This window comes from Pedobacter sp. SYSU D00535 (assembly GCF_017355855.1).
Classification (GTDB): domain Bacteria; phylum Bacteroidota; class Bacteroidia; order Sphingobacteriales; family Sphingobacteriaceae; genus Desertivirga.
The window spans coordinates 379,652-391,725 of record NZ_JAFEWD010000001.1; the positions used below are offsets into that span (position 1 = coordinate 379,652).

Here is a 12,074-nt window from a genome sequence, read left to right on the forward strand (position 1 = left end):
CTACATATGGATGACTACAAGCAGGCTGCTTACTACGATTTTGCCCTTGCAAGACAGTTACAGGTGAGCAGTTATCCTGCTTTGTTATTACAAAATGCAGATAATCATTTCTATCTACTTGCGAAAGGCTATGCTGATCTTTCAACCATGCAACTTCGAATCGAGAACCTCTTGAAGGAATTGAATAATCTAAAAACCGATTAGCGTCAAGCCTGACTCACTGCTTCTTGTGGCGCAGTTTCTCCCTTCTCGTCAAATCGTTGGGAAACCTTCAAGAGATCTCCGGCTGCCTGATTAATGAAATTCAACTGCTCGGTGATGAACGAATCTTCCGCGACTAAATCCTCTTCCTGCTCAACTACTTTCAAAGTCAGGTCAGCTGACTCGATCCGTTCTTTTCCAAACTTTGCTGCTGATTCGTTTAAACACGCCAGTGCTTTACGAACTGTCTTCAATTGGCCTGAAGTCAGGCTCGCTTTCTCACCATTTTTAATACCTGCAATTAATGTGGCGATATAGGAAGACAGGGTATGATTTAGTACGATAAACTGGTTAACTTCTTTCACGTATCGCTGCTTGCTCTTCGGCTCCGAAAGCATGCGCTGCAACGCCGAACCCATATCAGCGGAGCTAACATACACCTGCTTCCTTACCAGCTTATACTCAGTAAGATCAAACTCTTTTCCAGTCAAAGCCTTGGCCACTTCCAGGAGATAGTAGTAGTTAGCCACGACTAATTTCCCCATATACTTCTTTAACTGGTAATATTCCCAGGAAGGGAAGATGAAGTAACTTGCCACAAGCGCAATAAAAGAACCAATAAAAGTATCGATTATCCTTTCCCTGACAATGCTAAGGTTTCCATAACCAATAAAGCTAAACATGATCAAAATGAAAGGCGTCATGAATAGCACGTTCACGACATAGTTAATCCGCTGGAAACTATAAGCCCCGAGCATAAAGATCAACATAAACACAAAGCGTGTGGTCTCGTCCTTAACGTATAGAATGATCAGCGCGCCGGCAATCCCGCCTATGAACGTTCCAACGAGGCGCTGATAATTTCGTTGTTTTGTAAGACTAAACGCTGGCTTCAAAATCACCAGGATGGTAAGCAATATCCAATAACTATGGGCTCCACTGGTTAGTTTTGAAACTAAATACCCCAACACACAAACGATTGCCACTCTTAATGAATGGCGGAATATTGAAGATTTAAAGGATAGGTTGTCTACAAACTGTTTCAGATCGATCGCTTGATGCGACACGAAGCGCCCCAGATCCTTGTCGCTGCTTAATGATATCGACTCGAGTTTCTTCTGATTAAAATAACCATAAATATTCTGGATTCGATTTATAATGTTCCGGAGGTTTACCAAAATTTTTTTTAGGATGTAGTTGTTATCAGTTATGTCAATATTGTACTTCAGCTGCTCCAGTTGATGCTTAAAATCGTTAAGCATCCGTGGTTTTTCGTTAGAATTGATGCTGTGCCCAAGATGCTCCAGCTCAAGACCTACATTGGTGATGACGTTCTGAAATTCTTTCAATACACTGTATCCATATTTTGACCTGATTTCCTGGTAATCGTAATGAGTAGCCATACTTTGCTCAAAAAGATCTACCACGTCGGAAAAGATAATCTTCAACAGACGGGCGGTATTTGAACTGTCTTTGCTAATTACCCTATTCTTAAAAAGAATCTCACGGACTTCATCCTGATGCTGATGAATAAGTACCTGCTGATCAATCAACTTCCGGTAGTTATCATTCAAATCCGTTTCAGGATTATACTGGCGCGCCTTCAGTCGAAGGTATTTTCCTACTTCGTCGATACTTTCTCCCAAAGCATGTTGCGCCACGCGATATGGCTGTAATTGCGACACCGCCAAGCTGAGCGTCATATACCAAACACCACCAGAAAGAAGCAAACCGGCGTATTCAAGAAGGGATGCCATGGTAAATTCCCTGTCAATGGTTAAGATCATGATGATCAAGACGCCTGTTCCTATAGATGAAGCCCTGTTTCCATAGAGGTTGAACATGGAGAAGAAGAAACAGAGGAAGAAAATTTCCGCTACCAAGAGATAGGGGCTTACATTGATAAGGCCGGTGATAAGCGCTGTAAGCACCATAAAAACAATGCTAAATACCATCCCGTTCCGTTTGTGCACGAAAGCACCCGGGCTATCGGGGATACTGGTAGTGATAGCGCCGAGGGAAACGATAATGCCGTTCTCAAGCTCACCCGAGAAGGAAAAAATCAAAGAAGGCAGAAGAACTCCGAGTGTAATTCTCAGACCGTCGGAAAAATACTGACTGAATAAAAAATTTTTAATCTCCCTGGTTTGCCTCATTTGGTACGTTGCTGGCTAATGTAACAAACAAGATTACTAAGGGCAATTAATTTTTTAGATTGTGAAAGCTCTGTTACAATAACGATGGCAATTTATGAAGAGACCGGGAGGGAAAAATAAAACGTAGAGCCTTTGCCTTCTTCGCTGGTTACACCAATCCGCCCCTGATGGCGGTAAATAATTTCAGCGGAAAGGTACAGGCCGATTCCAAAGCCTGAAAAACCGCTCTTAAAAGCTTTTTCTGATCGATAGAACTTTTGGAATATTTTCGATCTTTCTTCAGCAGGGATCCCGATGCCCTGATCTACTACACGCACGGTAACGAATCCTTCTTCTGAAGAAATAAACACTTTAACTTCCTCTTGTCCAGGCGAGTACTTCATTGCATTATTAAGAAAATTTAACAGCACTTCGTTAATCTTCTGGCGGTCTGCTGTCACAAACACATCCTGTTGCCCTTCGCAGGTTATTCTGTGATAACGAACAATTGGAGAAATTTCCTCAATAACCTCGCAAACAAGTGAGTTGAGCTCAAAAGTCTCCAGTTGAAGTTCGAACTTCCCCGACTCAATACGAGAGAGATCGAGAAAGTCGTTAATCATCTTCGTCATCTTGTTCAACTGTTTATCCACCTTCTGTAAAGATTGATTGAAAAAGTTGTCGCCCTTCTTTTTGGCGGTTGCAGCTAGCATTTGCACATATGCCTTTGCGGAGGTAAGTGGCGTCTTCAGCTCGTGGCTAGCCATTGCGATAAACTCATTTTTCCTTATTTCTTCCTGCTTTTTGTTGGTAACGTCAAGTACTGAACCTATAAAGCGAACCGGTTGGTTTTCTTCGTCAAAAAAAGCTTTGGCTACGGACCGGATCCATCTTTCTTGACCATTCGCCGTTCTAAACTCAATATCAAAATAACCTCCGCTGGCAGGGTTTAGCGCCCAGCTGATCCTTTTCTCCAGCAGCTCTTTATCTGCTGGATATACATGTTCCAGATACTTCTCGAAGGTAATAGAATCCCTTTCGCCCAAGCCAAACAACTCTTTGCAGCGTTTGTCCCAAACCAGTTCTCCGGTTCGGAGATTATGGTCCCAAAATCCTAATTCGGCGGCTTCGGCTGCTACCCTTAATCGCTCTTCCCCTTCTTCTATTTTCAAACGGGCAATAAAGTGCTCCTGGCTTTCCTGCTCAGACTTTCGCAACTTTTTTTCAGCCGTTACATCTATCGCGCAGTGAATGATCAAAGCGACTTCATCATCGTCATTTAAAACCGGGATGTTTACGGGACGCCAGTAACGCTCGTCCCTAGTACCTGCCTCAGCATCTACCAGGTCGTACTGCTGGGTATCCATCTCGTGCGGAGTTTTATTTTCAACTACCATTCTCAAAGAAGCCTTTAAGTTTTCGAGCGCAGCAGAGGGAGGAAAAAGGTCGATAAAACTCATCCCGCTGATATTATAGCGCTCCTTACCAACTGCTTTGAAGTAGCTGTCGCTGGCGGCCAACATTGTATACTGTTCGTCTGGTAATAAAAGAAGATAATTTCCCGGCAGCGAATGTATAAGCTGGACAATAGGGATACCATTAATTAATAATTTCTGGCTATTCATTTTCATAGGAGCGATAATTTTTAGGTGAATGACCGTTTAAAGATAATTCTTTCCGTTAAAAGAAAAAGAACTAAACTTATTATTCATTTCGTAAGGAAAAAAAATTAGAGTAATAAGGTGAGGTAGTGCTGACTGGTAGAGAAAGCCACAGTTCGTTTTTTAGTAGACATCTGATGTGTAGATTATAAGACATTTGTTTTCCCATTATAGGATGAGCAGCGAAGTTTAAATAAATAATTCTTTTGGTTACATTCTTTCTACAATCTCCTGCTTTCTCAGAAATACATCAAAGTGTCCCTCTTTTAGCTCCATTCTCACAACTCAAAGACTGCAGTATTGAGCTAACATTTAGGTTTATCTAGAGAAATTTATATAGCCCGGCAATCCAAGCTAGGCAAATCAGCAAAAATGGAAGCATCTAATCAATTAAGGAGGAATATCTATACCCATTAAATCCATTTTTTAGCCCGACACCAAAGGGTTTCAGCAGCTTGGAACGACGAAAACTCCCAAAAAAAACGAATGACGTTCAAAAATAGAAGGTAGTTTTAAGGAGCGAAATAAAAATACCTTTGGGGGAATGTGGGGCTTAAGGATAGGGGTATCCTGTATTCGAGTCGCGTATTGGCACGCGGTACAAGACTTATAGCTGAACAGAAAAATTGTAAACGTCGCGAGATATGAAAAGAATACCTTTAACCGTAGCGGCTGCAATGTCAGCTCTGATTTTCCAAACAGCTTATGGTCAAACATCAAGTATCACCGAGGGAATAAATAGTTCATCAAATCATTTCGAAACTGCACAAGGGACTGGGACCCCGCTAGGTACCAATCTTATACCTTCAATGGCAAGATACGAGAGGGCAGGATTTAGCCTATTAAGGTCAGCAACAGCCTCTACACTCGGGGGCAGAAATCTTGCCCAGGGAACAGGAACCGAGCTTGGTAATAACCTTATTCCTGCTAGTGGCTGGATCAACACGCGGACTTCAACAATTAGATCAGCCACGGGTCCGTTTGGTTTACATGGAAAGAACATGGCCATGGGCACTGGTACGCAGTTAGGGACAACGAAGGTACCGGCGAGGAATGTAGAGCAAAATGCCTTAGCGGCTACCACACGGTCAGGAACAGGAACAAACCCGGTAAAAAACCTACGGTAGTTCGAAACAGCTGGGCTGAATCCTACTCAGTCCAGCATTCATACCAAAAGGTATTCCTACCTGAATTAAGGCTGCAAACGCCCTTCTATAGAATCATCCAGTGTTTTACCTGCTATTGCTCCAACTACCATTTTGGCAAAAGCTACAACAGTTCCATGTTTGGTATCCCAATAGTAGCCATCCTCTGGTTGCACCTTAATTACCGTAATACGCGGATCGTCTATACCTTCAGTAAACCAAGTTTTTACAAGCGGATTCCAAAGTTCCTTGATCTTTTCTTTGTCCTTACTAACGGAGGCCCTCCCATATAGCGACATGAAATCACTGTTTTCACTACCCTGAAACAATAGCTGTACATAAGGGTCGTTATGCAACTGCATGTTTTTATGACTGTCCTCAGCACTTAGGAACCATACATTTCCCTCATCGTCCACCAGCTGGGCAGACATGGGTCGGGCAGCGAAGGGTTTACCATCCGTGATTTCTGTGCAAAAAAAACATGTTTTGGCTTTCTTAGCTAGCTCCTTGATTTTTTCTGCAGCTTCACCGCTAAATAAATTAGCTCTATTCTTTTCGGGCTGTTGCTTATTGATACTATCCATAGCTGATATTTAAATTGCTCTCAAAGAGCATAAACCATGCCGCCCAGGGGCGCAAGTTGTTAGAATAAACGTCAAAAAGAAAGGGATCACTTTTGACGATCCCTGTACTTTTACAGAACTGTGTTAGGTTGGCTGCCCACGTGTTGTTACCTTAAGGCTTGTTGTTTTGTGCGGGTTAAATCTTTTTCATAGGTAAAACAAGAAAACCTTTTTTTTAGCTGGGACAAAAATAATTTAACTCCGATTTCATCGCAACTGTGTAAATTCGCAGGTTGATAACAGCTTAAATCTAACTAAACCATAGATGTCTAAACAGGGTGAATTTTCAAAGTCCAGGATAACGGCTATCCCAGCAGATCTTAGCAGCGAAAGGGCCAAAACTTTCAAAACGACTATTCAAAGATTTCCAGAGGAAGCTATTTATATCTATTCTTTCAAAGAAAACCGGATGATTTATGCCGACGGATGGGAAGAGATTTTAGGTTATAAGGATAACGAAATCAATATGTTAACGATCGTCAGCATCACTTCTCCTGAATATGCGCCATTCTCTTATGAGCTGAACGACAAAGCGCTGATGTTCATTCTTAGTAAAACGGTAAACCTCGAGAAGTACAGCTTCACCATCGAGCTGAAGAAAATCCATAAAAACGGCACCCATATACCCTTGATAGTTCGTGTCGGCGTTTTCGGTTCAGAAAATGGAAGGGTTACCGAGATTATTGGGCGCAATCAGGTAAATCATAGCATTGCTCTAGGTAAAGTAATGCGATATGCCGCTTACGGACCCGATAAAACGGAGTTTGAGGATGAGTTGAATAAAGAGCTTTTTAAGCACTTCGCAATATCAGACAAAGAGAAGGAAGCGCTAGCTTACGTGGCTAAAGGTTATTCATTTAAAGAGATTGCACATCAATTCGGGGTATCACAATCAGCAATTGAGAAACGAATACTACCGCTATACAAAAGGTTTGATGTCAAGAGTTTATCCCACCTCGTAACCTTTGCTTATGAAAACCACATCTTACCCTAATCCAAAAGATAAACTGTGCTAATCTTTGTGGCAGGGATTCCAATGCCAAGCAACATCTTCTCCCAAGAAGATGAATGCGACCGATTCCCTGCCTCTGCACCGATCACCCAAATAACATTTTTCTCTTTCAATACCTGTCTGTTTACTTCAGACAACTCTTCCGACAGATCAATTAACTGACGAAAGCCATCGGCAGTGATTAAACTTCTGGGAACGGGCCAACCAGGGTTGATGTCATCGATAATCAGCAAGGAGGCCTCGCGCCAAGTCCAGAGAATATCTTGCCGGCTTTCTGCAAGACCTGATTCGGCAAACAGACTAAAAAGCTTCATGGCAGTAGTATAGAATACTGTGTGGTGACGGATGGACAGTTCCGTAGCCAGAGCGACGCTTAAACTTGTCTTTCCACTCTGACGTCCTCCATAGATGAGCAGATGTTTGCCCTCTTCTTGAGAATTGAGGTAGTCAAAAACCAGTTTTTTATTACCATTCGACATAGGAAGTCGCACCTGACTAAGACGCAGCTGAAAGGGATATCGGGCACCCTGGAGATAAAGCTTAGTAAGAAACCAATGGTAGGAGGGCCAGGCCAGGAAGAGTAGCAGGACCAGCAGCACACTTATCTTTCCTACGCTAAAACTTATAAACAATACAGCTACAACGGTTCCCATCCAAAAAAAGCAGAGGTCTGTAAACGTATCGAAAGCGATGTTAGCCCAGGCGGGAGGAAACGTATGTTCCTTCCTTAATTTTGAGAGGATGAGTGGCACCAGAAAGTTGATAAGCTCAAACACAAGCCAAAAAACCGCTATCGAAACAGAGGCGCGGATATCAGGACTAGTAACGGTTGGGCGCTCCAGCAGAAGGTGGTAGACACCAAGCGTAGGAATAAAACCAAGGGAAAAATGACCAAACTGATTTGCCAGCCAGGCATAGGTGAGCGTGATTCCCCGGTGCGAATCTTTCCCAATAAGATCGGCTTTCAACTGCCACAAGATATCCTTAATTGTGATACTCTTATTACTCATCTCCAGTTCAGGTAATTTACTAAACGAGCACCTAAGCTAGGAAATTTTAAAAATACCACAACTAACAGGAATAGACCGATCCGGTCAGAACCTCAATACAATTTCTTCAATTTCTGCAATATCGAACGGTTTTTCTACGAAACCATCGGCTTGAGAGCGTCTTGCAATTTCTGCCAGTCCTTCTGTGCCTGAAACAAGTATTACCGGAACTCGTCTCAATTGATTGATCGATTTTAAGATAACACAAAGATCACTGCCTTTCACCCCAATCAACCACTCGTCAAGAATGATTACATCCGGCCGGATGTTAATGATCTCCTGAATCGTTTCTGATTTCCAGGTAGGGAATGTATAGGTCTCAAATCCCAGACCACTTACTACCAGTTGCATCACGTCCAGGCAAGATAGATCGTCGTCAATAATGAGTACTTTTTTTCTTTTCATTAATTTAAAACCTCATTTGGAGAGAGCGAGCTTTAAATTCATTCTTCAACCAGGTAAACCTTGTTTAAACATATATCGCAGGAAATTGATTTTCTGAAACACTTATTTTTTAAAAAGTTTCTGGCATCAAACCATAACGCCGATTTATCGCAGCTAGTATTTTCAACCTGCTGCTAGGCACTACAACTAGTAAAATGTTGGCCCGGCTGGCATTCTCTTCATTCTAAGTCGTCTCAAAAAAAAAGTTTTTTTTCCGATAGGGGTAAAACGAAATCTCACTGTCCCATTACCAAACAACAAAAAAATGAGAATTTCAACTTATAGCAACTTGCTAAAAAACTTTGGTTTATCTGGAGTAGTGATTGCAAGCTTTTTCGCTGCTAATACCCTACAGGCACAAAATTATAACCGCCCTAAAGTCAACATTGGCCTGGTCTATCCCATCAGTACAAACGGAACGCAGGCTGCAGCCGACACTAACGTATTTTCCTTGAATGCTATTGCTGGCCTATCAGCCGAAGAGCAGGGAGTAGCCATTGCTGGATTTTCAAATGTCGTGAAAAACAACGCGACAGGGGTGGTAGTTTCGGGCTTTTCTAACCACATTGGAAAAAAGACGGATGGAGTGCTTGTCGCAGGTTTTGCAAATACATACGGAGCTGGCAAAGGGTTTCAGGTTTCTGGGTTTTCGAACGTAAGTACGGGCAATGTGGAAGGAGCTCAGTTCGCCGGCTTCTTAAACACTGCTCAGGAATTACGGGGAGCACAATTTGCAGGATTCTCGAATCACGCGACTACCATTGAAGGAACGCAGTTTGCCGGGTTCGTGAATACGGCAAAAGGCATAGATGGTTCCCAGTTCGCGGGTTTCGGAAATACAAGCCGAAGCTTGGTGAGTGGTTCACAACTAGCGGGCTTCATCAATACTGCTGGGGATGTTGAGGGATCGCAGGTTGCGGGCTTTATTAACATCGCAAGAAAAGTGAAAGGAGCGCAGATTGCCGGATTCATCAATATTGCCGACAGCAGCGACTGCCCGATTGGCATTATCAACATCATCAGAAACGGAGAAAAAAGTATTGGTTTCAGCATTGACGAAACGCAAACCGCTATGCTCTCCTTTCGCTCGGGTGGTAAAATAATGTATGGAATCCTTGGGGTTGGATACAACTTTAAGAACGAAGACGAGGTCTACGCGATGGAGGCCGGCTTGGGCGCACACTTACTTCCCCTTGGCGCATTCCGATTTAACACAGAAGCTACCTTTCAAACACTCGAAAGTTTCAACTTCGGCGAATACTTTAAGACATCACTTAAACTGATGCCTTCTTTGAGGATAGCAGGTAAAGTGGAGCTCTTTGGCGGGACTTCTTTAAACTTCATCAATACAAATACCACTGAAGGCAAGAATCTTTCAAACCATTACATCTGGGAGCGACAGCATCGGTGGAGCGATAACTTCAGCGCCTTATACATCGGCTACACCGCAGGAATAAACCTCATTTTCTAATTCACACATTTTTAACCATCGATAAGACAACAACATGAAAACTTTATTTTTTCTAACATTTCTAGGATTTTTCTTCATCTCGTGCACGAAAGAACGCATCGAAGCAAACGGCAACATTCAGACAGAAGTCCGTACACCGAGAGAGTTCCACCATGTACTAAGCTCAGGTTCGAAACGCATTCACATCAAATACGGAGCCGAGTACAAAGTCGAACTGAGGGGCTCTTCTAATCTGCTGCCCAGATTTAAAACCGAGGTAATTGGTGGCACTCTTAAACTAGGATATGAGCGTGTAAATGTGACTGATGACGACGTGGAAGTAGTGGTTACCATGCCGATAATTAAAGGTGTGAACCTTAGTGGCAGCGGGAAAGTCCATATTACCGGAGATTTTCCTTTTCAGGATGTCTTCGACGTTCGAATCAGCGGATCTGGTGATGTGGAGGTGCAGGATGGATTTGATGCCGAAGAGGTAGAAGTTACCATTTCGGGCTCAGGAGATGCCAACCTTCAAAGCGTATTTAGCAAGAGGGCCGATGTTAATATCTCAGGAAGTGGTGATGCAACGGTATCTGTAGAAGATCATCTAAAGGCAAGAATCAGCGGAAGCGGGAAAATCTATTACCACGGAAGCCCTCAAATCGATTCAAGGATCAGTGGAAGCGGAGAACTGATCCGGTTTTAGTTTACTTTCTTGCTGCAGCGCGAGCTCAACTGCAGCAAGAAACACTTTTTTTGCTGTTCCTAACTTCTTTCAGGGGAATCTATTTTTGTCTAAGTTTGAGGCAGAATTAGACAAGTGGAATTAACTGCTACTGCTCCAGCTTTCAACCAGTCGTACACAGAAGATGCTTTTGAGCGATTGTTCAAGGAGCACTTCAAGGCACTGCACGCCTATGCGAATATGATGCTGAAAGATGAGGAGCAGGCGGAGGAGATTGTTCAGCAGGTGTTTTTGAAACTTTGGGAAAGACGAGAGCAGCTCAACATCCAAATATCTATCAAGGCTTATCTTTATAAGTCGGTGCACAATGACTGTTTGAATTACTTCCAGCAAAATAAGACGAGGGCCAAATACGAGGACTATGCAAGTCGTTCAGGCTCGGCGGAAGCCGGAAGTGCAGCAAAAAAGCTCGAATTAAAAGAGCTGGAAGGCCGAATAGCAGACGCCCTCGATGAGCTACCGCAACAATGCCGTACCATTTTCCAGATGAGCCGGTTTGAAGAGTTAAAATACAAGGAAATTGCCGAGCAGTTAGGTATTTCTATCAAAACGGTAGAGAACCAAATGGGCAAAGCCCTGAAAATATTACGTGTTAAACTGGCTGAGTTTCTACCTCTGGTAATGCTTTGGCTTTCAAATCGGTTTTTGTAGGCTATGGACAACGAACTACTGGTTAAATATCTATTGAAAGAGACCACGGCCGAAGAGGAACAGCGTGTTCAGAACTGGCTTGAGTCCGACCTCGAGAACCAGAAGGAATTTGCTCGCATGGAACTGATATGGAGTCATAGCAAAAACCTGGCATCGAAAAGTACTGTAGATGAAAACGCAGCCTGGGACCGGTTCAAAAAAAGGTTACCACAAGAGCAGCCTCAGATAGTTCCTATAAAAGCACTCACGGTCAAAAGTATATGGTTGAAAGTTGCAGCCGTGCTGGTGCTCATATCAGGAGCCTGGTTTATGTATCAGTATTTGAATGTGCAGAGCGACAGCCTCATAGCAGCACAGTCTGTGGTGACAGAAACGCTTCCAGACGGATCGGAGGTAACACTAAACAAACATTCCGAAATTTCTTACGCTTTCTCCCGGTCGCGGAAACAGCGATTAGTAACGCTCGAAAAAGGAGAGGTGTTCTTTAAGGTGAGCCCTGATAAGGAAAAGCCCTTCATCATCAAAATGGATAAGCTAAGCGTAAAGGTGGTGGGAACATCGTTCAATATCAAGCATACTAAAAACCAAACCGAGGTAATTGTAGAAACCGGAGTAGTGGAGGTGAGTTCAAGTCAGCAGCAAGTAAGGCTTCGAAAAGGAGAGAAGGTTGTGTTTCGGGACCAGGAAACGATGGAGGTGGAGAAAAACACCGACCAGCTTTACAACTACTACCGAACTAAAGAATTTGTAGCAGATAATACTCCTTTGTGGCGTGTTGTAGAGGTTCTTAATGAAGCTTATCAAACAGAAATTGTGATTGAGAATCCAGAGATTCGTAACCTTACAATTACCACTACCTTTAAAAATGAACCCATCGAAAATATTCTTCAGGTAATCAAGGACACGTTCGATATCAGCGTTGAAAGGCGTGATGAAAGGTTTATTTTGAGATAACAAT

General features: G+C 43.0%; 12 protein-coding genes. 7 read left to right on the forward strand and 5 right to left on the reverse strand.

Annotation, left to right across the window (positions count from 1 at the left end; genetic code table 11):
- Positions 1–6 precede the first annotated feature (6 nt).
- A complete protein-coding gene (locus J4N23_RS01465; RefSeq protein WP_207425230.1) occupies positions 7–204 on the forward strand; it encodes a hypothetical protein in 198 nt (65 codons plus the stop codon).
- A 2-nt stretch (positions 205–206) separates the two neighbouring features.
- On the opposite strand, the gene J4N23_RS01470 is transcribed toward J4N23_RS01465, so the two are convergent.
- On the reverse strand, positions 207–2,357 hold the full coding sequence (locus J4N23_RS01470; RefSeq protein WP_207425231.1) for an FUSC family membrane protein: 2,151 nt from the start codon (positions 2,355–2,357) through the stop codon (positions 207–209).
- A 92-nt stretch (positions 2,358–2,449) separates the two neighbouring features.
- On the reverse strand, positions 2,450–3,967 hold the full coding sequence (locus J4N23_RS01475; RefSeq protein WP_207425232.1) for an ATP-binding protein: 1,518 nt from the start codon (positions 3,965–3,967) through the stop codon (positions 2,450–2,452).
- 674 nt (positions 3,968–4,641) lie between these two features.
- Here J4N23_RS01475 and J4N23_RS01480 point away from each other — a divergent pair.
- Complete coding sequence (locus tag J4N23_RS01480) at positions 4,642–5,124, forward strand: hypothetical protein (RefSeq protein WP_207425233.1); 483 nt, start codon at positions 4,642–4,644, stop codon at positions 5,122–5,124.
- 65 nt (positions 5,125–5,189) lie between these two features.
- On the opposite strand, the gene J4N23_RS01485 is transcribed toward J4N23_RS01480, so the two are convergent.
- A complete protein-coding gene (locus J4N23_RS01485) occupies positions 5,190–5,726 on the reverse strand; it encodes a pyridoxamine 5'-phosphate oxidase family protein (protein ID WP_207425234.1) in 537 nt (178 codons plus the stop codon).
- Positions 5,727–6,030: 304 nt separating this feature from the next.
- Between J4N23_RS01485 and J4N23_RS01490 the strand changes: the two genes are divergently transcribed.
- The gene (locus tag J4N23_RS01490) at positions 6,031–6,759 is read left to right on the forward strand and encodes a LuxR C-terminal-related transcriptional regulator (protein WP_207425235.1); all 729 of its coding nucleotides are present in this window, start codon (positions 6,031–6,033) and stop codon (positions 6,757–6,759) included.
- Here J4N23_RS01490 and J4N23_RS01495 read toward each other — a convergent pair.
- Both J4N23_RS01495 and J4N23_RS01500 read right to left on the reverse strand, forming a co-directional pair.
- Positions 6,756–7,787, reverse strand: a complete 1,032-nt coding sequence (locus J4N23_RS01495; RefSeq protein ID WP_207425236.1) for an ATP-binding protein — start codon at positions 7,785–7,787, stop codon at positions 6,756–6,758. The two genes, J4N23_RS01490 and J4N23_RS01495, sit on opposite strands and share 4 nt — an antisense overlap.
- Before the next feature lie 84 nt (positions 7,788–7,871).
- A complete protein-coding gene (locus J4N23_RS01500; RefSeq protein ID WP_207425237.1) occupies positions 7,872–8,231 on the reverse strand; it encodes a response regulator in 360 nt (119 codons plus the stop codon).
- Positions 8,232–8,535: 304 nt separating this feature from the next.
- Between J4N23_RS01500 and J4N23_RS01505 the strand changes: the two genes are divergently transcribed.
- The 4 genes from J4N23_RS01505 to J4N23_RS01520 all read left to right on the forward strand — a co-directional run bounded on the left by J4N23_RS01505 (position 8,536) and on the right by J4N23_RS01520 (position 12,070).
- The gene (locus J4N23_RS01505; RefSeq protein ID WP_207425238.1) at positions 8,536–9,741 is read left to right on the forward strand and encodes a hypothetical protein; all 1,206 of its coding nucleotides are present in this window, start codon (positions 8,536–8,538) and stop codon (positions 9,739–9,741) included.
- Positions 9,742–9,775: 34 nt separating this feature from the next.
- Entirely contained in the window at positions 9,776–10,426 is a 651-nt protein-coding gene (locus J4N23_RS01510) for a head GIN domain-containing protein (protein WP_207425239.1), read from the forward strand.
- A gap of 114 nt (positions 10,427–10,540) precedes the next feature.
- A complete protein-coding gene (locus J4N23_RS01515; RefSeq protein WP_207425240.1) occupies positions 10,541–11,116 on the forward strand; it encodes an RNA polymerase sigma-70 factor in 576 nt (191 codons plus the stop codon).
- Positions 11,117–11,119: 3 nt separating this feature from the next.
- Positions 11,120–12,070: a FecR family protein gene (locus tag J4N23_RS01520; RefSeq protein WP_207425241.1), complete on the forward strand. Its 951-nt coding sequence runs from the start codon at positions 11,120–11,122 to the stop codon at positions 12,068–12,070.
- Positions 12,071–12,074 lie beyond the last annotated feature (4 nt).